Raw genomic sequence first — 22122 nt, 5'->3', positions numbered from 1 at the left:
ACCATGGAAAAACCTGCATCATCACCCGCCATGCATGAGGAAGGCAGCGACCACTCAGCGCGTGTCCGGCGCACTGGCCGGTATCTGGACATGGTCCGCCGCCGTCAGCTTCTCGTCATGGCACTGGGCAGCGTTCTCATCGTCTCCTTTCTGCTGGATATTGTCACCGGGCCGGCCGGTCTGAATGCCGAGCAATTGACCCGGGCGCTGTTCGGCTTTGACGGGGCAACCGACGCGGAGAAAATCATTCTCTGGCAGGTCCGGCTTCCCCAGGCCCTGACCGCGATCCTGGTCGGCGCCGCACTGGCGCTGGCTGGTGCCGAGATGCAGACGATCCTGGACAATCCCCTGGCCAGCCCCTTTACCCTTGGCGTCTCCTCCGCTGGCTCTTTCGGTGCCGCGCTCGCGGTGATCCTCGGCGCGGGGCTCCCCGGCCTGCCGCCGGTCTGGCTGGTTCCAGCCAACGCTTTTATCTTCGCTTTCGGATCGGTGCTGTTGCTGAACGCGCTGGCGTCACGGCAGGGAACAAGCCCCGACAGGTTGATCCTTTTCGGTATCGCTATCGTCTTTACGTTCAATGCGCTGGTGGCCCTTGTGCAGTTTCTGGCTTCGGAAAGGGCGCTGCAGCAATTCGTCTTCTGGACCATGGGATCGATCTCACGCACGGGCTGGACGGAAGTGACCTTGCTCGTGGTGGCGGTCGCGATCAGCTTTCCCGCAGCCTTCTCCGTGCGCTGGCAACTCACCGCTCTCCGGTTCGGCGAGGACAAGGCGCGAAGCTTTGGCGTTCCCGTCGCGCGGTTACGTTTCATGGCACTCCTCCGGGTCAGCCTGCTCGCGGCACTCTCTGTTGCCTTCGCCGGAACCATCGGCTTCATCGGCCTCGTCGCACCACACATCGCCCGGCTTTTTGTCGGCGAGGATCACCGCTTCTTCCTTCCGGCAAGCCTGCTTGTCGGCGCCGCTGTGATGTCGATCGCTTCCATCATCGGCAAAATGCTGGTCCCGGGCATGCTGCTGCCGATCGGGGTCGTCACCTCGCTGGTCGGCATCCCGGTCTTCCTGCTGCTCATCGCCCGGCAGAAGCCCTTATGAGCGATAAGACACTGACAATCAGCCATCTGTCCGCAGGCTATAAAAACCGGGAGATCATCCACGACCTCTCGCTGCCTCCACTGGAAGCGGGTACGATCACGGCAGTGATCGGACCGAACGGCGCTGGCAAAACCACTCTGCTCCGCGCCCTTGGAGGTCTGCTGCCTGGGCGAGGTGAAGTTCTCTACGGCGGACGCAATCTTCTGCTCTGCAAGCCGGCGGAACGCGCACACCTTGTCACTTATATGCCGCAAACCTTGCCCCAGGGTGTCGCCCTGACAGTGATCGAAGCCGTCATCACGGCCCTGCGCGCCGCGCCCGGAAACAATGTGGAAACCGAAGCAGGCCTGCACGCCCAAGCCGATGCGGCTCTGGAGCATCTCGGGATCGGTCAGCTCGCCCTTTCAGGAATTGACGAACTGTCGGGCGGGCAACGCCAGCTCGTCAGCCTTGCCCAGTCAATCGTCCGTCGCCCGAAAATCCTGCTGCTCGACGAGCCGACAAGCGCCCTCGACCCGCACCATCAGTTGAGCGTGATGGGCGCCGTCAGGGACCACGTCAGATCACGCGAGGCAATTGCCATCATCGTCCTCCACGACCTCAATCTGGCTCTGCAATGGGCGGACAATGCCATGCTGCTCAAAGACGGCATACTGATGGCCGCTGGCCGACCAAATGAGGCTGTCACAGCCAACTCTCTTGCCGATGCTTACGGTGTCGCCGCGCGTGTCGAGCATTGCTCGCAAGGGCGGCCTCACATTCTGTTCGACGGGCTGCTGTAACCTTCAGAAATGATAAGACTCGATCATAGTCTTTGAGGCTTGTTCTTCTTAGGAGATGAAGAATCGATCAAACAGGCGCCCCACCTCGCCTTTTTACACCAACTGTCCCGCGCTGACCTGAGCCCCGAGCTTCCTCAGGCGATTGATTCAGCCGTTGTGCAAATTGAAGTGCTCGCGACCGTCCGCTTTGGGGTCGCTGCCGGCCTAATGGGCCATCCGGCTCAGCTGGGTGGAGAGTGGTCGTTAGAATTTAGCTCTCGGCGGTAGTTTTACGTTCTGATCTTCCGAACTATGGTTTTAGTGCGTGCTGTTTTTTAATCATGCTGTTCTCCCTGAATCCAGCTCCTCGAATCGAGACTGGCGCCGCTCTCGCTTTCTTTTGGCCTCGCCCATTGGCACCTCCTTTCTCCTTCGTTGCTAGCACATACAGCTAACGCGCGGCGGTGTGCTGTATGGCGCGTTGGATGCTACAAAGAGACCGGCACTAGCGATTATCAGAGACAGCTCAATCGTCTCGTCCAGGTTCGTTCGGGTTGCTGGAAAACAACGCAATTTTGTTGCCTTGGGGATCGCGTAGGTAGCCAACATAAAAGTTTGGTCCGTATGCGTCCCGAAATCCGGGTTGCCCGTCGTCAACCCCACCTGCGACAAGTGCGGCGGCATGCAAGTCGCGCACCTGCTGTTGATTTTGCGCCTCAAACGCAATCATAGTCCCATTCCCAGCCGAGGCAGCCCCCCCATCGAAAGGTGACTTCACATAGAACTCGGGTGAGGCCGTTGATTGACCGGGTTCGACAAGCAGCGCATAGCTCAAGTCGCCGTGGTATTTCTCTAGCTGGTAACCGAGAGCGGGAAGAAATGCGGTGTAAAAAAGCTCTGCGCGTTCGATATCGTCAACACCAACTGTAACATATGCAATCATCCTTAGATCTTTCCGCTTGATCTCAAAAACGTCACCGTGCGCAATGTTACAAAGCGCAGCACTTCGCCACCTTGCGCTATTATCGACTAAGCCACATCTGGCAGGAGAAAAATCAAACGCGCTTCGTCTGAGTTAAGCCGTTCGCTATCATACCATTTCATCAAAACATCCTTCGAGATAATGCCGGGTGATTGGTGGAAAACTGATCTCACCATGAAATATGACAGGTTCATTGAGGTTCAGCTCTGGGATGATGGACCTGTCAGAGAGCGAATCCGGGGCCTCTGAGCGATAGCTTTGGGTCGTTTGTTTCCACTTGGCGCCAGCCGTCAGGACCGGAGCGCCGTGCCGCCGCTTCGAGCCCCATCGGTTCAATACTGCGACAAACGAATATCAGCTTCTCACAATACGCCGACCGGTTAGAAGCCGATGGTCTCGTCGCCCAGGCAGTATTCCATGCCGGCATTCTGAGAGTGGAGCAGGAACGCTTTGGCTTCTTTCGACCGAAGGTTCGGGTGGCTCATTGCGTCGGCAGAAACTTCTTGCCCCCTAGTTACGGGAGGGCAAGGGACGAACAGAACGTCAGGCCGGCAGCGATCAAGCAAGGCAGCATCAACACGCAGCCTGGCGAAAACCGATTTCGCCTCATCGTCCAGATCATCCGGCCAACAATCGGTGACGATAAGATCGGCGTCTTCTAGCGCGCGCGGGTCATCGCTGGTCATAACACGATCAGGCAGTGCATCAGGCGTGAAGCCGAATTCAGGGGGCGTCACATGAACGAGTTCGATAGGCAGCATCCCGGTGGCTTCGATCCAGGACTGGGCGATGTTGCCTCGCGGCCCAACCATCGCGACACGTAATCCGTCCCAGGAACCGCGTTCGTGAAGAACAAACGAGAGGTCCCCGAGTATTTCGCACGGATGATCATCGTTTGTGCGGAGGTTCACGACGGATGCTTCGACCGCTCCGGCGAACACGCGAAGGCTGCTGAGATGCGGTGTGCGTATACCGAGGAGGTCAAACCAGTTGTCCACATAGCCGGCCAAATCTTCGACCGTTTCTGGGCCTTCCAGCTTCGCATTGATAGGCACGCACGTTGCGCCCATCGCGGCTGCACCGAGAGAAAGAGCGGATGGATTGCGCCAACCGGGCAATTCCTCGATCAGCCCCACGCGTGTTCTGGCAAGCGTCTGCGGCATTGAACGTTCGCGCCAGCACTTTCCGAGTTCGACCGCCCTTGAAGCGATCGCCTCGAAATCAGCCGCACCCAGATCTGAAATGGTTAGCAGGTCTCTTTTCATCGCCTATGCGTAGCATCCGGCAACTTTCTTAGCGAGCGCGAGCGGAAAAGATGACCATCGGCAGCCGTAGCGAAAGTCCGATTTGTCCGCTTCGCCGACTTTACCGAGTGTCCTGGTTTACCAGTTGCCACGAATGTCGCCTTCGGCTGACTACACCGCAGCGAAATGGAATTGGGCGATCAACCGCTTTGGGTCGGCGGCGGCCAAATGAGCCATCCGGCTCAGTTGGGTTCTAAGAGGTCATTTACCCAAGTGGCATTCGTGCCGTAGCCAAGCTTCAACTCCGCTCACGCGCTTCTTTTCAGCTGGCGACGGGACCTTCATCAAGCCAGCTCTACCTTGCCTCGTTTTCTTTTGTCGTTGCGGGCAAGAACAGCTTTAGTGATCTGCCGCCATGCGCCGCGTAACACCAACGGATGAAGTTAATTCATTTACAGAAAGGTAAGGATGGGCTCGGCCAATACGAAACATGGTTGGCAAATTGGGCCGGCTCTGCTCTCCGCTTTGAGTAGACGATCTAGGGTCGACCGAACGATCAACACACTAATCATTCTTCCAGATGATCCATGAAGGTGTTGCCGGAATAGTCGGTGCGGAACAGTCCCGCCTCAGCCAGGCGGGGAACAACTTCGTCCAGGACCAGTCGCATGGATGCAACAGAACCGCCCGGAACCGCGATGAACCCATCGATCGCACCCGCGCTTTGCCACTTCGTAATCTCCGCAACGGCATCCTCGACCGTACCGACGATCTGCCAGTGCGCCGAGCCGATCACTTCTGGCCGGGTCAGTAAGTCCGCCACGGTCGGCTCCTCGCGCAGGATGAGGCGGCGCAGTAATTCTGCATGAGTCCGGCTACGCAGCTTTTCCGGCAGCGGCGGTAGGTCTTCGGCCGTGACTCGCCGCTGCGTCGGCCAGTCGCGCAGGTCGAGCCCGGTCATCGCCATGATCGAAGCGAATTTGCGAGCACTGTCCATGCGGGTGTGGGTTTCGTTGAAAAGCGAGACCGCCTCTTCACGGCTTTGCGCCAGATAGAGGCTGAGACCGGGCATCAGCCGGATATCGTCCGCTTTGCGCCCATGCCCTTCCGCGCGTCGGCGAAGGTCCTGGCGCAACTCGACCGCCGCCTCGATATCCGGCGTCGAGGCGAAGATCGCATCGGCCACCGAAGAAGCAAAATTACGCCCGTCCGGCGAGGCGCCAGCCTGGATGAGCGGGATTCGCGCATTCCCGAATGCGGGCAGGTTCAGTGGGCCCTTGACCCGCAGATGCGCGCCATCGTGATCGATCGGCTTGACCAGCGAGGAGTCGGCATATCGGCCGTCAGGTCTGTCCAGTTTCAGGGCCTCCGCCGGATAACTTTCCCAAAGTCGCCGCACGATTTCGGTAAACTCGGCCGCCCGTTCATAACGCTCCTGCGCGGATGGCATTTCAGCCAAGCCAAAATTCTCGTTTCCATCCAGCGCAGTGACAATATTCCAACCAACTCTCCCGCCGCTGATCCAGTTGAGCGACTGTAGCTGACGCGCCACCACATAGGGCGGCAAGAAGGTCGTGGAAACGGTCGTCAGCAGACCGATGCGGGAGGTTTCACGGGCGATAGAGGCAAGCTGGATTGTCGGATCAAGACTGCCGAAACCGGGGCCGTTCTCCAGGGCCTCCACATTCAGGAAAAGAGAGTCGGGCCGGAAGACGAAATCGAGCTTTGCCGCCTCTGATCTTTTGGCAATATCCAAAGCGTAATCACTGGAATAAACTTGCTCTATCTCGCTGTCCGAACGTCGCCAGGCATCCCCGCTGAGCCAGGTCGGAGCGAGGGACATCCCGATATGGAGCTTCTCTCTGACACTCATGGTGGCGACCTTTCGCGCGATTGATCGGTGACACGGGTAACGTTCCAGAATGCGGAATGGATAACGCATTGCTGACGGTATTACACTTCTTTATGACTTCTTTCCAAGCCCTTCACAGATGCAGGCCCGGAGCAGAAATTGACAATCGGAACAGCGTGCTTAATCGGTGCAGCAGCATGACGGAGCAGTGCTTTGCTTGAAGCAGTGAATATAACGGCGTCCTACGGCAACGCGCCGGTTCTGCACGGTCTTTCAGCCTCTTTCCCGGCCGGGCGGCTTACCGCGCTGATCGGGCCGAATGGCTGCGGAAAATCCACTTTCCTGAAGACCGTCATGGGCTTCGTGCCCCGGTCGAGCGGTTCGATCACGCTCGACGGCGTTCCCGTCGAAACGATGGGACGGCGCTCTCTGGCACGCCGTGTCGCTTACCTGCCGCAAGACAGCACCTGTCCGGATTATCTGGCACTCGGAGAGCTGATCGAGCTTGCCGGCTATGCACGCTATTCACTGCTCGGCGGCCCGACGGCGCGCGATCGGCAATTGTTCCGCGATGCACTGGAGATCGTCGGCCTCGCCGATCTGGTTCACCGCCCGGTCAGCGCGCTTTCGGGCGGCCAGCGCCAACGCGCCTGGATAGCCATGGTGCTGGCACAGGACGCCGAACTCATCCTGATGGACGAGCCGGTAAATCATCTCGACATGAAGTATCAATATGCAGTGCTGGACCTGATCCGAAACCTGACGACCCGGCATGGCAAAACCATCATCGCCGTGCTGCATGACCTGAACTTGACTACTGCTTTCGCTGACAATGTCGTGATGCTGCGCGACGGACTGGTTGAAGCGGCTGGAGCAGTCCAGGACACCATGACCCGGGCCAATGTCGAACGGGTATTCGATTTCAAAGCGGACATCTTCTCTCATCAGGGCCGTTTGGTCTGCCTTCCCTTCGGCTCTAACCATGCAGCGGCAGCAGGATGAGCCGGCGGCAGTTTTTCTGGGCGGGCGGCTTCTTCAGTCTATTGCTCAGCCTAGCGCTCAATCTTTCCGTAGGTGAGGGAACGATTGGTCCAGGCACGATTTTCGATGCGATCTTTCGCTTCGATGCAGAGGTTTATGAGCATTTCGTCGTGCTTTACCAGCGCGTACCGCGTGCCCTCATCGCGCTGCAGGTCGGCGCGACCATGGCCTGCGCCGGTGCGGTTCTGCAAGGTCTGACGCGGAATCCTCTGGCTGCACCGGCGACGCTCGGGATCAGCGCGGGAGCGACCGTGGCGGTGCTCATCGGGATCTATATTTTCGAGCAAGATGTGCAGGCCCAGGGAATATCGGCACTTGCCGGCGGCCTGTTGGGCTTTCTCTGCTGTCTCGCGGTGGCACGGATGGTCGCGCGCACACGCGATCCTCAGGGCCTGACGCTGATCCTTTCCGGCGCGCTCGTCTCGATGCTGCTGTTTGGGATCGCCAATGCCTTGCTCTTGTCCGACCCATTGCGGCGCACCGACCTGCTCGCCTGGGTCACAGGCAACATCAACCATTTCTACGCTGACCGCCTTGCCATGTTCTGGTGGGTCGGCGCGCTGGCGCTGCTTTTCCTTCTGGTTCTGGCGCGGCCGTTGACCCTGATCACTATCGGAACGGAAAAAGCAGCATCAGCGGGCGTCAACGTTCCTTTCGTCACCGGTGCGGCGTTGATCGCGGTCGCCTTCGCAGCCTCCTCTTCAGTGGCGATCTGCGGGCCGGTGGCCTTCATCGGGCTGGTTGTGCCACACATTATCCGCCCTTTCGTCGGCGGTGCCTTCGGCCTGATCCTGCCGGCCGCAGCGGTGACAGGGGCAGTTGTCTGCCTGCTTGCGGATCTCGTTGCGCGGGCGGCTTTTTCCCCCTACGTGCTCCATACCGGGTTGGTGACGGATCTGCTCGGTGGTGTGGTTTTCGTCATTATCGTAAAGCGCCGATATTTAACCGCCAGAACCCGGAGGCCAGCATGAAGAGAGGCCTCTCGAGTGGCGGCAGAAAAGTGCTGCGCTGGGACTCTGGGCTGGAGATCCGGCTCGACACCCTTTGGGCAGCCTTGCTTCTGGCCACGGTCGGGCTGGGCTTTTCCGGTCTAGCGATAAGCGTCGGTGCAACGCGGACCGGCCTCTTGGATTTCGTCGGACTGCTCTCCGGCGACACGCTGGATGAAAACCAGATTTTCGCGCTGCTCGACGTCCGGCTGCCGCGGCTCGTTCTCGGCTTCATGGCCGGCTGGTGTGTCGCGCTCACCGGCGCGATGCTGCAATCTCTGTCGCAAAACCCGCTCGCCGATCCGGGACTACTCGGACTCAGCCAGGGGGCCATGGTGACGATCCTCTTATTGCTGGTGCTCGCCCCGGAGGCGCCAATCAGCCTTGTCCCGCTCGCCGCGATCCTCGGCGGGCTCGGCGTGGCTGTCCTGCTGATCTGGCTCACCGGTGGCGGGCAATCCGACGGTCTGGCGATCCTGCTGATGGGCATCGCGGTCGAAACGGTGCTCTCCTCCGTCACCTCGATCATGATCCTCTATCTGCCGCCCGAGACATCTTTCGCCGTATCGGACTGGCTGGCCGGATCGTTGTTTCAGGCGAGCTGGGGCAACATCGCCGCGCTCGCTCCATGGGTCGCGCTCAGCCTGCCGGCAATCCTCCTGCTGGGGAGAGCACTCTCCTGTTACGACCTCGGTGCGGAAATGGCGATGTCGCTTGGCGAACCGGCAGCACGGTCTAAACCGTTGATTCTATTCACTTCCGTGCTGCTGACGTCCGCAGCCGTGACCGCCGTCGGACCGCTCGCTTTTCTCGGCGTGATGGCGCCCCATCTGGCAAATGCCCTGACCCCGACCACAGGACGGGCGCGCCTTGTCCTCTCCGGTCTGACCGGCGGCGTCCTGGTTATCGGTGCCGATGCCCTGACACGTGGTTTCGCCGGAGATATTGCCATTCCAATTGGGCTGGCTCTGACCTTGCTCGGCGTTCCGCTCTTCATCATTTCCATGCGGCTGAGAGCCGCCTTTGCCCCGCAGCGCAATTGAGAGAAAACACCATGAAGCGAATGTTCCTCCTGCTTTTGGCTCTGCTTGCAATCCATCCGGCGATTGCCGCTGAGCGCAACGTCACGGACGACACGGGACGCAGCCTCCAGATACCGACGGCCCCGGAGCGGATAATCGTTCTCCATGAACCCTTGCTTGGTGTGCCGATTGCTGATCTGGGGCTCGCTCCAGTCGGAAGTTACGGCCGGTCCGACGATGGCGGAACCCAAATGTCGGCGGATTTCTATAGGCTCGTACTCGGTGACAGGGCCCCTGAGCAGATGCCGAAGGGTATTGGTGCCCTCGGGAACATGGATATCGAAAAAATGCGGGCTCTCGCGCCGGACCTGATCATCGGCACCGAGCATGATCGTGAAAAAGCCGCACTGCTCTCATCAATCGCGCCGGTCTACCTGCAAAACAGCAGCACGGGACGCGTCCGAGGATTCAACGCGGAAGAAGCACTCGCCAAGCTGCTTGGCCGCGAAGAGATTTTCGCAGAACGAAAGGCGGACTATCTCACGCGGGTCGATCAGGTCCGCACCACCCTGCCGACGGACCCGCGCCAACAGACGTATCTGGTGATCTTTCTCTCTGACCAGATCAATGCGGTGGGTGAAATGGCGGGCATGGTCCAAGCGCTTGAGGATCTCGGCTATAATCGCCTCTCCGTCGAACGCGACAGCCAGATCTCCGGGTTCGGCGCGACATTGCTGATCCCGCTCAGTGCCGAAACCTTCGGGCGGCTCGATCCTGATCTTCTGGTGGTAATGAATACATTCGGCAAGCCAGCGCGGGACGAAACCGCGATCCGCCAGTCCCTCGACCGGATCGTGCCAGGCTGGCAACACTTCCTGAAACCGGCCCGCGAAGGCCGTATGATGTTCGTGGACTCTGCGCAGGTCACTACGCCGACAGTGGCAAGCGCTCTTCACATGCTCGACGCGATCGAGACCTGGGCGAAGCAGTAACCATCGGCCGAAACAGAAAAGGCTGCGTGCAATCGAGCACGCAGCCTTAATTCTAATCGGTTGCTGATATCAGAAAGTACCCTTGAATCCGATCCCGAAGACCCGCGGCTCCACCATATTGGCGACGATGCCTCCAACCGAACGATCATCATAGAGAGAGCTCTCTGCCCGCTCATCAAAGACGTTGTTAGCGAAGGCATAGAGCTGCAAATACTCACGCGGTGCGTATGACAGCTTCACGTCGGCGATAGTATAGTTATCGACCTCGTAGTTCTGGTCATTCTCGTCCGTCGAATAGTAACCGTCTGTATGCCGCACATCACCGCTCAGCCGGATTTCCGAGGTGATGTCCCAGTCCGCGCCTAAGTTGACCATATAGGCTGGCGCCCGCCCGAACTCATTGCCGGTGTAGTCGACACCGTCGACGCTAGAGAAAGAACCGATCTCCGATTTCATCAGGCCGATCCCGCCCCGCAGGCGTAAATCGTCACGCACGAGATAATCCATTGCCAACTCAAGGCCATAGGATTCTGCGCTCTCCGCATTGACGACGATACTGCCGTAGAGGACACCGTCAAGATAGTCCGGCATCAGTCTCTGCGAGTCCTTATAGTCACTGTAGAACAGGTTCCCCGACAAACCCAGACGGCCGTCCAGAAGCCGTGTCCGACCGAACAACTCGTAATTCCAGACAGTTTCTTCTTCAAAATTGACGTAGTCACGTGACGTGAAGCTCAGATTGATGCCACCCGGATTGTATCCTCGGCTGACCATGGCACCGACCGTACTCGTCGGAGTCAGATCATAGGCAAGTGAGGCCCGCGGGAGCAGGGCGTCGAAGGTCTTGTCATAATCGAGCGCGCCGGAGGCATAGCTCGATGTGCCGCTCCGTTCGATGGAGTCACGCTGGTATCGCAACCCGCCACTCACGGTCCAACGATCCGTCAGACGATATGTCATCTCGGAATAAAGGCCGAGATGGTTTTTCTCGTCATCGAACTCTGACGTGCCTCGGATGAATAGGATGTCTTCCGATGTCGTGCGGGCAAGATACAGTCCGGCGACACCGCTAAATGTGGCACCAGAATCGCCCCAGGTAAGCCGCGTCTCATTAGACGCGTTCTGTTGGTCGACTTCCGCCGAGCCATTCGTCACCGGCTCAGTCACGCGATCAACATGCATGTCCGAGTACTGCGACTGGTTATAGATCTTGTAGCCATTCTCGAAGTCATAATCGATATCGAGTGTGCCGGTGTTCGTGTTCTGCTCCCAGCTCGGCATCGACAGTGTTGCGTTGTCAAGATCGTCAAAGGGAGGGCTCGCCGTCTCGTATGTAGGACTATTGTTGTAGATCCGCGCGTAGGTAAACTTCGCAGACAGGCCTTCGACATTCTCCGGGACCAGCAAGACCTTGCCACGAAGATTGAAGGACTCCAGATCCTGGTCAGTACTGCCTTTGGCGAAGTTCGGATTAGTGTAATCGATGAAGGTATCACGCCCGAAATAGTCGACAGCGAGACGCGCGGCGAGTTGATCTTCCACAAGCGGGCCCGATACCGCCAGTGAAGCACGGGTGCGATTGTTGCTTCCGTACTCCGCCTGATACGCGCCTTCGGGCACGAAGGTCGGATCTTTGGTGTTCACAATGATCGCACCGGCAATTGCGTTCGCGCCCTGTGATGTCGTCTGCGGACCTCGAAAAACCTCAATGGTTTCAGCATCCCAGATCGACGTGGCTCCGAAGACATATTCGTAAAAATTCATATAGTGGCCGTCGAGATTGATCGTCGCGCGGGGGATCGTGCCGGCGAAGAACGCCGTGGAGCCGAAATTGGGTCCCTGTGTATCTTGACCACGTATCACCGGTGCTCCGATCGTATCGGTATAGATCAGGTTCGGCACGCTCTTGAGCACATCCGTGACAGTCACTGCGGAACTCTTTTCAGCGAGATCCGCTTCCGAAAACACCACCACCGAGCTCGCAGTATCTTCGAGGCTCCGTTCGACTTTCTCGCCGGTCACCACGATCCGGGGCAGTGTGACCGCCTGCTCCGGTTTGTCAGACACCTGTTGCGCGCCGGCCGGCATCGCACACGCAAAGGGTACAAGAGTGAGGCTGCCGAGCAACCACTTCAACGAACGTGTTTTCATTTCCTCATCGCCCTACGATAATGATAATCATTATCGTATTGCATACCGCATGTCAGAATGCATCCCATAATTTGGGATGATTTTTGTTCTATTTCACGCTGTATCATTTTCGCAACGTGAGTGCACCGGGCGGCAATCAGACCGGGTTGAAACTTGATTGCAGACCAACCGTTGACTAGGTTTGACCGCTAATGTGCTGTCGGGAATGGAGGCACATTGCAAATCGGGACGATGGTGGTGACACTGCAGTGCGCGCACCCGATCCTTGACCTTTTTTATTGCCGGGAGACGGGTGTCCTCACCCAGCCATGCCCCAGACATCCGAAAGCAGCGCGTTACCGGCCAACGGAAAGAGACCTGGAACCATCCAGTCCGTTTCCATCGCCGTCGGTTTCCTGAAAACATTGGCCAATGCCGAGGAGCCGCTTGCACTGGCGGAACTCGCACGCCGAACGAATGCCGGCCGCTCCACAGCGCACCGCTATATGCAAAGCCTGGTGAAGGAGGGACTGGCCACCCAGGACCCGGCCAGCGGCTTCTATGATCTGGGCCCGACCGCCCTCAGTGTCGGGATTGCCGCACTGAAACGGACGGACGCGGTGGAAATTGCCGCCCGGCATATGAAGGACCTGGCGGGGCGTGTCGCGGCCAGCGCCGGCGTCGCCATCTGGACCGAACGCGGGCCAACCCTGGTTCGCTGGTACCGCAGTGCATATTTCTCGATCAGCTCCGTCGGCCTTGGCGACATCCTGCCGGTGGACAATTCCGCCTGCGGCCATGTCTTTCAGGCCTTTCTGCCGGCCAGCCAGATCGAGGTAGCGAGACGCCTGCAACCCCGCGCCTTCCGGGGTAAACCGCCATCGGAACAGACACTGGACCAGATCCGCACGACGTTCCGATCCAAATTCACCAGCCATCTCCTGCCAGAAATCACCGGCCAGGCAGTTCCGGTTTTCGATGCACAGCAGGAGATTGCCTGCGCGATGACCACGGTGACAAATCTCGGACAGATCAGTAACCCCAAGGATGCGGAAGCCCTCTTCGAGACCGCCAGAGAGGTGGCTAGAGAGACCGGTGGATTTACATTACGCGGTTAGATTTGAAGTGCTCCCCGTTTAGAGGCCGCCCGTCTTGGTGATTTTCGATGAGCCGATCGCGGAGACTAAGTGCTCGCGCTGTCCAGTCCCCGTAAGAAGCGCGTCGAGGGATTCGTCTAGCAGGTGCAGAATGCGGTGCGGCTCCAATTCTTTACAATCGGCGCGTGATCTGCAGCATAGATAGAACGTCGGCTTTGGGTCGCAGGGTGCGAAAAAGACCATCGTGCCTGTCAGGTATCGAAGCACCGCTCGCGACACGGATCATCAATGCATGAGCGGGTTTCAGTAAAGAACGATCAGCGGACCGGCCTTGATGGATTTGACACCGAGTGCCTGCTCCAGGAAATTCAAAGCCGCATCGGTTTCCGAAACGACGAGGGTCCCGCTCACCTTCCGGTCTCCAAGGGATCTGTCGGCGAAGAGAACGTGGCCATAAAAACGCCGCTCTATTTCTTCGGCCACTTGGGCAAGATCCGCATTGTCGACCACGAGCTGTCCTCGGCGCCATGCGAGCACGGACGCAGGATCGACCTTCGAGATCCCGCCGAAGCGGCCGCTCGCGCTTTGACTTACCAACTCGCCCTCATCGAGGCGAATACGAAGCCCTGGGTCCGATGGCGTTTCCAGCATGACGGCATTATGCAGCACCGCAATGGAGGTCGCTTTCTTGCCCTTGCGAATATCGAAGGCCGTTCCCAACGCAGTTACCCGTACATCTCCCACCTCCACAGTGAAGGGACGGCCCGGGTCGCGCGCCACGTCGAAATGGGCCTGCCCGCGCAGCAGTCGAAGCGTACGGCGGGAATCGGAATAATCGTAGACGATGGCCGAGGAGGCGTTGAGCAGAACCTTCGAGCCGTCCTCAAGCGCGATTTCCCGAACCTCGCCCGGGCCCGAAATTGCATCGGCCTCGAAATAAACCCGCCCGTCGAAGAACGTGAAGAGAAAGGCACAAAGAGCAAGCAGGCCCACGATACCGGCAGCCTTCCGGCCGTGCCGTGCCGGCACGGCGCGGAAAGTTTCCAGCGCCGGGTCCGACTTGATGGCAAGAGATGCCTCCCCCATAACCCGTTCGGCCGCCTCATACGCCGCGCGGTTTTCGGGTGCTTGATCCAGCCACGTCACGAATGCCTGTCTATCGTCCGCTGTCCCGGCGCCGGACCGGTTCCTGAGGAGCCAGTCTGCGACTTCGAGATGGCGCTTCCGCTCGGTGCGAGTAAGCCGCCTTTTCTGCATATCATCTCCCGGAGGGATCGTTGCCTCATCCATTAGACGAACGAGCCTCTCAATTAGAGACTTCTGTATTATTGCATCTGCAAGAGCCGGTCGAGGCAATGGGCGAAAGCCCGTCTCAGATGCCGGTCTACCATATTGCGCGAGATTCCCAGCTTGCGGGCAATCTCCTCCGGCGGCATGTCGTCGAGCCGGTGGAGGACGAAAACCACGCGCCGTCGTGGCGGCAGCTCGCCGATGGCATCGCGCAACACAGCGATGCGGGCCTTGATCTCAAGCCCTCTGTCGGGCGCGAGGGCCGCCGTAGCCGGGAGCTCCGTCACCTCCTCTCCCATGCTGGAGAAAATCGTCGCCTCAAAAGCCTCCCGGCGATAACGGTCGATGCCCAGATTTACAGCAGCGCGACACAGAAAGGCCTTGATCGACCTCTTGTCGCGCAGCACTTCCGGGTTTTCCGCGAGTTTGACATAGAGATCGTGAACGATGTCCAGCGCGCCGGTCCGCGCCGGGCTTCTCCGCCCTACGGCCTTCGCTATGTCGGCGTAATAGGCCTCGATCGCGGAGTTCAGCAGATCGCCGTCATCCAGACCGTGGAAATCATCTATTGAGCTGGAAATTGAAGGCATGGCGGTGACATCGTCCAGACGCATTCGTGAAGGACAGAAACATGGCCGCCAGAACCGGAAACCTGTTTGAGCGGTTTCCTTGAAAGTCCTTTGCTGCCCGTCGTCTGTTTTCTGATGAACTCTCGATCGGACGCATATCCACTCCTGAAAATATAACTACATTAATCGAGTATGCGTCGCAATCTCAATACGGGGCCATCGGTCGTCATCGCTGCGTTTTCCGGCGCGATGAAAAACCTCGCCCTCTATACAGACGCCGGAACGCACATCGGCGTGCCCGTCTCCGGATCCGGCACGATGCGCGAACGCACGTTGAAGACCTGCTCGATGTTCGGCGCGGTGACGATTTCTGCCGGGCTCCCCTCTGCGTAAATCCGGCCGTTCGCCATCATAATGACGCGATCGGCATATCTCGCCGCCTGATTGAGATCGTGCAGAACCGCAATGACCGTCTTTCCGCGTTCGAGAACGAGCCGTCGCATCAGATCCATAACCTCGATCTGATGGGCCAGATCGAGATAGGTCGTCGGCTCATCGAGAAGCAGGATCTCGGTCTCCTGTGCCAGGGTCATTGCGATCCAGGCGCGCTGCCTTTGCCCTCCCGAGAGCCGGTCGACGCGACTGTCGCGGTGCTCCGACATGCCAGTCAGCCCGAGCGCCGCCTCGGAGGCCGTCTCGTCCCCAGCCGACCAGCGCCCGAACAATGTACGATGGGGATAGCGTCCCTGGCGTACCAGATCGATCACCGTCAACCCATCGGGAGCAACTGCCCCCTGCGCGAGGATGCCGATCCTCTTTGCCAGGTCCTTCAATGGATAGGCCGTCACCGAACGCCCCGCGAGCAAGACCTGCCCCGAACGGGGCCGTAACATGCCTGCCAATGCGCGCAGCAAGGTCGACTTGCCGCATCCGTTTGGCCCGATCAGCGCTGTGAAGGCGCCCGCCGGTATTGCGCAATCGAGATCGCGTATGACCGTATTGGCGCCATAACCCAGCGTCATCTTGCGAGTGCTGAGGATTTCTTCAGGCATTTCGTCAACCTCAGGCATCGCGCCAGCTCCAGAGCAGATAGGCGAAAAATGGCACCCCGACCAGCGCCGTGACGATGCCGACGGGAAGCTCGGCCGGCGCTAGCATGACCCGGCCGACGAGATCTGCGGCGACCACCAGTACAGCGCCCATCAGGGCGGATATAGGCAGAAGGCGCGCATGTCCGGGACCGATCAGACGGCGGGCTACATGCGGGGCCACCAGACCAACGAATCCGATCAACCCCGCCGCCGCGACCGCCGCACCGGAGACGAGCGTGCATAAAAGGATCATAAGGGCACGCATCGGATCCACCGGCTGCCCAAGGCCGCGTGCAACAAGATCCCCGAACCGGGTAAGATCGAGTTCGCGCCAGACCAGCATGATGACGAGGCAAGGGACTGCGAGCCAGAAGGTAAGCCGCCGCACATCTTCCCAATGGGCGTGATGCAGACTTCCCGCCATCCAGATCATGGCGCGCTGCACATCGTCCGCGTTGCCGAAGTTCGCGAGGCAGGCAGAGCCGGCACCGGCCAGCGCGTTCAGGCCGACGCCGATCAGGATGATCCGCAACGAGGTCGTTCCGTCTTTCCAGGCAATCCCAAATATCGCCGCCGCCATCGCCAGGGCACCGAGGAATCCGGCCAGGGGCTGCAGGGAGACAGAGGCGTTCTCGACGAACGCCGCAAGGGCCATGACCGCGAGCGCCGCGCCGGCATTGATCCCGAGAATGCCAGGTTCAGCAAGCGGATTGCGCAATATCGCCTGGGCGACCGTGCCCGCGACTGCAAGGGCCGCGCCGACCAGTGCCGCGAGGATCAACCTTGGCATCCGGAAGTCGAAAAGGATCATCTCCACTCCGGTCGGCAAAGCTTCCGGCGCGCCTGCAAGCACCGTCAGGATGTCATCCGGCGAGATGCGGTACTCACCGCTCGTCAGGCTGAGAAGGCCAAGCGCCGCCAGACCAATGCATAATCCGGCACTGATGCGGATCATGCCAGGGCCTGGGCCCGAACGCGGACCAGCCAGAGGAAGAAGGGAGCGCCGAGCAGCGCGACGACAATGCCGACGGGCAGGTCCGCGCCTTTGAGCATGATGCGCGCCCCGGCATCCGCCGCGACGACAAGCAGCGCTCCCCCGGTTATGCAGAACGGAATGATCCAGCGATAATCCGTCCCGTTGAGGACGCGGACAATGTGCGGGACGACGAGGCCGACGAACCCAACTGGCCCGGCCAACGCTACGGCTCCGCCCGCGAGCAGGATTACGATAACCAAGGAGAGGCCAAGCCAAAGCGCCGGGTTCTGGCCCACGCCGCGAGCAGCGTCTGGCCCGAGGCTCAATGTCGTTATCTGCCTCCGGGCGAGAAGCGCCAGCGCGAGGCCTGCGAGCATGAAAGGCAGCACAGCCTCGACCTGCGCCATGGAGCGATTGACGAGTGAGCCGGCAGTCCATTGGCGCACCGCGTCGAGGGTTGCCCCGTCAAAAATCAGGACAGCCACGGTCAGAGCCATCAAGAAGGTCGTCAGGATTGCGCCAGCCAGCACGAGCCGGATCCGGACATTACCGCCGCGCCCTGACGTGCCGAGTAGATAGACGGCGATGGCTGTTGCGCCGGCCCCAGCGAAAGCAAACAAAACATGGCCCGCGCTTGAGCTCACCCCGAACAGCGAAAGCGCCACCACCACGGCCAAGGCGGCACCAGCATTGACGCCAAGCAGATCGGGAGAAGCCAGCGGATTGGCGGTCACGGCCTGCATGATCGCTCCTGCCGCGGCAAGAGCTCCGCCCGCAAGTAACCCGGCCAGAACCCGCGGCAACCGAACATTCATGATCACCAAATGTTCCCATGAGCCGTCGAAGTGGGTGAACGCCCGCAGCACTTCCGCGACGGGGATGCCTGTCGTCCCCTGTCCAACGCTCCAGATCGAGACAGCGAGCAGCAGGAGCGAGAGCGTGACGAGCGCGCAGACGCGACCCGTCTCTCTGCCGAAATGCCAACGCGCCGGGCTCATCGCGCCATCGGGATAAAGCTCTCGATCGCATCGAGAACGCGGTGTGCCGAGGCGATCCCGTGAAAGCCCATCCATGTGGCCCGGTCAACCCGATAGGCCTTTCCGGCCTTTACTGCCGTCAAGGCCTGCCAGAGCGGGTTCGCCAACGTAATCGTTTCGAGAGCATCATCCTTGGTAGGATCGAGACCCGCAAAAACGACATAGAGCAGGATGTCACCATCAAGCGCGCCAAGCTCTTCCCAGTCGGGACGCTTGACGATGGCGTCTCCCGCGGCGGTCTCGTAGGGCGTCCGGGTCACCCCGGCCTCCCGCAGGACAGCGTAGGGGGCATAGGCGGCCGGGCTGTCGAGATAGACACGGAACCCCATCGGCGCCACACGCACGACAGACACCTCTCGCTTCGAGACCCGCTTGCGGATCGCGGCGGCCCGGTGCTCGTAAATCTCGATTGCCTGTTCGGCTTTGATCGACTTGCCGGTTATCTCGGCCAAGAGCCGATAATAGTTTTTCCAGTCCATGTGATCGATCAAGAGCGTCGGGGCGATCCGCGCCACCTGCTGATGGATCTTGGCGTGGATATAGGAGGCGCCGATGATCAGATCCGGCCGCAGGGCGACGATGCGCTCCAGGCTGGGTTGAAACGGATGCCCGAGATCCGCGACACCCGCCTGCTCGGCCTCGGCGCGCATATCCGTCTCCTGAATACCTACTAGCGGCGTTCCGACGACCGGCACGCCGAGTTCGTAGAGAATCCCGAATGTCAGAAGCGGGTCGAGCACGACGATCCTCTTCGGCGCCTCCGGCACGCAAACCGGCGGCCCCAGGATCTCGCGCGAAATCAGTCGCCCGTCGCAGGCGGCATCTGCACTAGCCGAGCAAAATGCCCCTGCAATCAAGAAAAAGAGACCAAAGACCATCCGGCCTCCGCCCGCAAAGGCGAAGGCCGGCATTGCAGCCCGCATTCTGGAAGTCGCGCAAGCCATCCGCTCAGAATTTGACCTTTGCGTTGAGGCCGAAGGAGAGCCGCGGTCCGATCTGCGCATAAACCGGCGCCGCATCGCGGTCGATGAAGGTGTAGTAGCGCTCATCAAGCAGGTTCTCCGCGAAGGCATTGATTTCCCAATTGTCCTTCTTGAAGCCGGCTTGGGCGTTCACGATGAAGCGGGCATCGATATCGTCCGTCGGCGAAATCCCGAAATCCGCGAGATAGCCCGATGTGTATTTCGCATCGCCACCGACATAAAAGCCGTTCTCGAATTCATACCGGCTGCCAAAGCCGATGGTCCATTCCGGCGCCTCCGGGAACGGCTCTCCCGAGAGGTCCCCGTAACTTGCGTGATTGAACTCCTCGAACTCGGTATTGAGGTAACCGATGGCAGCGAAGACCGATAATTGCTCATCCACCTGGAAGGTCGGCTCCAACTCAAAGCCCCAGGCCTGGGATGAGGCCGCGTTTGTGGTCTCGCGATAGGTCTGGTCGTTCGGGTCCGGCCGGATCTCGACCTGCTGATCCTCATATTTGGTGAGGAACAGGTTGGCGTTCACCGAAAGCCGATTGTCCAGGAAACGCCCTTTGTAGAACAGCTCGAAATTGCGCGCGCTTTCGGGGCCGTAGTATTCCGCCTTCCGGCTTAGATTGTTCACGTAGAAACCGCCGGTGCGGAAGCCTTCGGAATATGTGGCACCCGCGACATGCCCCGGCGCCAGATCTTTCGAGAGACCTAGTTTCGGCACCGCGTTGATCTCGTCGAAAACGGCACTGTTCTCCGAGGCCACGGGCGTGCCGCCATAGGGGTAGGTGTCCAGATCTGTCTGCACGGTCTTCTCGCGGAGATAATCGAGGCGTCCGCCAAGGGTGGCTTTCCAGGTGGGGTAAAATTCGTAGGTTACCTCACCGAAGGCGGCTACATTGGTCGTCTTGCGGTTGAAGGTCTGCGCCAGCTCAAGATAGGGGTCGAGGGCCGCGTCAAAGACCGAGTCGAATTCCTGGAAGCTGCCGAACACCCCGGCGACACCGCTCCAACGATCCTGGTCGTAGTTAAGGCGGAATTCCTGGCTCAGCAGCGTGTCGTCGACGGTGCCGGCAAGACCGTTCACCGAGCCCGCCGTGCCCACATCGACGGACCTCCTTTTGGTCTCGCCGTAATTCAGCCCCGTCTGAGACGTTACCATCAGCGTGTCAGACAGTGCATGGGTCAGCTCGAGACCGGTGTTGTGGACCTTGATCTCGCGGAATTCCGCATAGGTCGGGAACTGATATCCATCGCCGCGCTCGTCATCAAGGGTGTAGTCCGAGCCCTCCCAGACCAGGCGCTCATTCGGTCGGTCAGCGGAATAGGAATAGCTCAGCAGGGCGCGCGTGTCGGGCAGGTGCTTGGGCTCGACAAGCACTTTGGCGCGCAAATTGCGGCTGATCTCTTTCCGGAATTTGTCGTAATTCGCGTAGTCCTGATAGGTTGGGTAGGTGACGCTCGTGTCTCCCTCCTCCAGACTGCCGCTGAAACGGAACGCAACCTGATCCTCGACCAGCGGCGCGTTGCCCATGAAGCCGACGCCGGACAGGCTTTCGTTGCCGAGCAGCCCGGAAATCCAGCCTTCCGGCGCCATCACCGGATCCTTGGTCTTGATATAGACCGCACCGGCGGTCGCAGCGCGGCCGCTCAGGGTCGATTGCGGTCCACGATAGATCTCGACCTGCTCGGCATCGATTAGATTCCGGGCACCGAAGCGGGCGCTGTAGCGGGCCTGGAGAATGCCATCAATATAGACCGACCCCATTGGCGCGCCGGCCGGAACGAAGCCTTCCGTGTTCATGCCGCGAATGAGGAAGCCGGAATTGACAAAGGCGCCGTCCATCACGTTCGCCAGCCGTCGGAAGGATTCCTGCAGATAGCGTATCTGTCCGCCCTCGATCTCCTCGGCGGTCACGACCCCGACGCTGGCGGAGACGTCCTCAAGGGTCGTCGTGGTACGAGCGCCATAGACTTTGATCGGCCCCAGCGCTGCGACTTCGGCCTGCTCCGCGTCAGCACCATCGGCGAAAGAGCCTTCCCGTCCGAGTACCACCTGCCGCGCATCGGCGAAACGGGCACTCAACCCAGAACCTGCGAGGAGGATGTCGAGCGCTTCCGCCGGGGTGAATGCCCCTTCGACCCCTTCGGTCTGCTTGCCGGCGGTCATCGCGGCGTCGAACAGGATCTGAAGCCCCCCTTGCGCGGCGAGCCGGTTCAATGCTTCGGTGAGCGATCCTGGCGGAATAGAAAGGCTCTGTCGCTCCTCCGCCGCGTCCCCGCTGCTTTGCGCCGCGGCCGGAGCCTGCCAGTTGCAGGCAATGAAGAGGCTCGCGAGAAGCGAAAGAGACACGCGTCCCCAGCGCGATCGCCACATAGTTCCGGTTCGATTATCCATCAGGTCCCCCATCCCATTGGCACTCCTCAGCGCCATCCCCAATCGGTCTGAACGAGCAACCAACGCCCACTCACTGAAGTGACGAACGAGGGACGCAATCAGGGACTCGTGAGAGACAATTTTTTTAGCGCAGTGAGTTGCTCTTCAACTCGCTTTCAGTAAGCGAAGCGCAGGAACCGAGTTGCTGCAACGGATCGACAAATACGGATCGTCCGCCACTTGGCCCAACATCCGGGCTGTGAAATTCAGAATGACGATGGAAGCATCAAAGGCGTGCGACTGCTTGGCGAGAGGTTGGAATTCGAAGACAGCTGGTGAGACGCGCTGGTGCGCGAATACGATGAAGAATGCGGGCCCTCAATAATTCAGGTCGTTGGCACATCGGTAATTCTGGAAAATATCTTTACCCATCACGGCGCCGTCAGACATGAGGTCGCATTTGTGTCCAACATTACTTTCCAGGATGACGCTCTAAGGCAGGATGGCCAGGTTTCTTGTGGACCGTGAATTCGAAAATTATGTCTCTCACATGCAAACCCGCGGCCGGTTACCTTCAGAAACAGGCTATTTATTTCTGAAAGCGGA

18 protein-coding genes are annotated in these 22122 nt (G+C 59.7%); 7 read left to right on the top strand and 11 right to left on the bottom strand.

Going from position 1 to position 22122, the window contains the following annotated elements; translation table 11 throughout:
• The first annotated feature begins 3 nt into the window (after window positions 1-3).
• Window positions 4-1095 (top strand): iron ABC transporter permease, encoded by a 1092-nt coding sequence (locus ABJ076_RS11025; RefSeq protein WP_348190093.1) that lies wholly within the window; start codon window positions 4-6, stop codon window positions 1093-1095.
• Window positions 1092-1877: an ABC transporter ATP-binding protein gene (locus ABJ076_RS11020; RefSeq protein WP_348190092.1), complete on the top strand. Its 786-nt coding sequence runs from the start codon at window positions 1092-1094 to the stop codon at window positions 1875-1877. The genes ABJ076_RS11025 and ABJ076_RS11020 overlap by 4 nt, the downstream gene beginning before the upstream one ends.
• Window positions 1878-2382: 505 nt before the next feature.
• Here ABJ076_RS11020 and ABJ076_RS11015 read toward each other — a convergent pair.
• The 3 genes from ABJ076_RS11015 to ABJ076_RS11005 form a co-directional block, all read right to left on the bottom strand.
• The gene (locus ABJ076_RS11015; RefSeq protein WP_348190090.1) at window positions 2383-2799 is read right to left on the bottom strand and encodes a VOC family protein; all 417 of its coding nucleotides are present in this window, start codon (window positions 2797-2799) and stop codon (window positions 2383-2385) included.
• Between the two features lie 419 nt (window positions 2800-3218).
• Window positions 3219-4103 carry a hypothetical protein gene (locus ABJ076_RS11010; RefSeq protein ID WP_348190088.1) on the bottom strand — a complete coding sequence of 295 codons (885 nt, stop codon included), beginning with the start codon at window positions 4101-4103 and terminating at the stop codon, window positions 3219-3221.
• Between the two features lie 547 nt (window positions 4104-4650).
• Window positions 4651-5955 (bottom strand): NtaA/DmoA family FMN-dependent monooxygenase, encoded by a 1305-nt coding sequence (locus ABJ076_RS11005; RefSeq protein ID WP_348190086.1) that lies wholly within the window; start codon window positions 5953-5955, stop codon window positions 4651-4653.
• A gap of 192 nt (window positions 5956-6147) precedes the next feature.
• Between ABJ076_RS11005 and ABJ076_RS11000 the strand changes: the two genes are divergently transcribed.
• From ABJ076_RS11000 to ABJ076_RS10985, 4 genes are read left to right on the top strand one after another with little or no spacing between them, the layout of a single operon-like run.
• Window positions 6148-6936: an ABC transporter ATP-binding protein gene (locus ABJ076_RS11000; RefSeq protein WP_348190084.1), complete on the top strand. Its 789-nt coding sequence runs from the start codon at window positions 6148-6150 to the stop codon at window positions 6934-6936.
• Window positions 6933-7946, top strand: coding sequence for an iron ABC transporter permease (locus ABJ076_RS10995; RefSeq protein WP_348190082.1), 1014 nt, complete (start codon window positions 6933-6935; stop codon window positions 7944-7946). Before ABJ076_RS11000 ends, ABJ076_RS10995 begins: the two co-directional genes overlap by 4 nt.
• Entirely contained in the window at window positions 7943-9007 is a 1065-nt protein-coding gene (locus ABJ076_RS10990) for an iron ABC transporter permease (RefSeq protein ID WP_348190080.1), read from the top strand. Before ABJ076_RS10995 ends, ABJ076_RS10990 begins: the two co-directional genes overlap by 4 nt.
• Before the next feature lie 11 nt (window positions 9008-9018).
• Window positions 9019-9978, top strand: a complete 960-nt coding sequence (locus tag ABJ076_RS10985) for an ABC transporter substrate-binding protein (RefSeq protein WP_348190078.1) — start codon at window positions 9019-9021, stop codon at window positions 9976-9978.
• 69 nt (window positions 9979-10047) lie between these two features.
• Here the strand turns inward: ABJ076_RS10985 and ABJ076_RS10980 are convergent, their stop codons facing one another.
• Window positions 10048-12045: a TonB-dependent receptor gene (locus tag ABJ076_RS10980; protein WP_348198862.1), complete on the bottom strand. Its 1998-nt coding sequence runs from the start codon at window positions 12043-12045 to the stop codon at window positions 10048-10050.
• Window positions 12046-12437: 392 nt separating this feature from the next.
• Here ABJ076_RS10980 and ABJ076_RS10975 point away from each other — a divergent pair, with 392 nt between their 5' ends.
• Window positions 12438-13226: an IclR family transcriptional regulator gene (locus ABJ076_RS10975; RefSeq protein ID WP_348190074.1), complete on the top strand. Its 789-nt coding sequence runs from the start codon at window positions 12438-12440 to the stop codon at window positions 13224-13226.
• 282 nt (window positions 13227-13508) lie between these two features.
• Here ABJ076_RS10975 and ABJ076_RS10970 read toward each other — a convergent pair whose 3' ends face one another.
• From ABJ076_RS10970 to ABJ076_RS10940, 7 genes are all read right to left on the bottom strand, one after another.
• A complete protein-coding gene (locus ABJ076_RS10970; RefSeq protein WP_348190072.1) occupies window positions 13509-14462 on the bottom strand; it encodes a FecR family protein in 954 nt (317 codons plus the stop codon).
• Between the two features lie 68 nt (window positions 14463-14530).
• Window positions 14531-15085: a sigma-70 family RNA polymerase sigma factor gene (locus ABJ076_RS10965; protein WP_348190070.1), complete on the bottom strand. Its 555-nt coding sequence runs from the start codon at window positions 15083-15085 to the stop codon at window positions 14531-14533.
• 245 nt (window positions 15086-15330) lie between these two features.
• Complete coding sequence (locus ABJ076_RS10960; RefSeq protein ID WP_348190068.1) at window positions 15331-16134, bottom strand: ABC transporter ATP-binding protein; 804 nt, start codon at window positions 16132-16134, stop codon at window positions 15331-15333.
• Window positions 16127-17110: an iron ABC transporter permease gene (locus tag ABJ076_RS10955; protein WP_348198864.1), complete on the bottom strand. Its 984-nt coding sequence runs from the start codon at window positions 17108-17110 to the stop codon at window positions 16127-16129. Before ABJ076_RS10955 ends, ABJ076_RS10960 begins: the two co-directional genes overlap by 8 nt.
• On the bottom strand, window positions 17107-18129 hold the full coding sequence (locus ABJ076_RS10950; protein WP_348190064.1) for an iron ABC transporter permease: 1023 nt from the start codon (window positions 18127-18129) through the stop codon (window positions 17107-17109). Before ABJ076_RS10950 ends, ABJ076_RS10955 begins: the two co-directional genes overlap by 4 nt.
• On the bottom strand, window positions 18126-19046 hold the full coding sequence (locus tag ABJ076_RS10945) for an iron-siderophore ABC transporter substrate-binding protein (RefSeq protein WP_348198865.1): 921 nt from the start codon (window positions 19044-19046) through the stop codon (window positions 18126-18128). The genes ABJ076_RS10950 and ABJ076_RS10945 overlap by 4 nt, the downstream gene beginning before the upstream one ends.
• A 70-nt stretch (window positions 19047-19116) precedes the next feature.
• Window positions 19117-21537 (bottom strand): TonB-dependent receptor, encoded by a 2421-nt coding sequence (locus ABJ076_RS10940; RefSeq protein ID WP_348190060.1) that lies wholly within the window; start codon window positions 21535-21537, stop codon window positions 19117-19119.
• Window positions 21538-22122: the final 585 nt, after the last annotated feature.

Source organism: Nisaea sp., assembly GCF_039990255.1.
Taxonomy (GTDB): Bacteria; Pseudomonadota; Alphaproteobacteria; order Thalassobaculales; family Thalassobaculaceae; genus Nisaea.
This window is presented reverse-complemented; position numbering and strand designations above follow the sequence as displayed.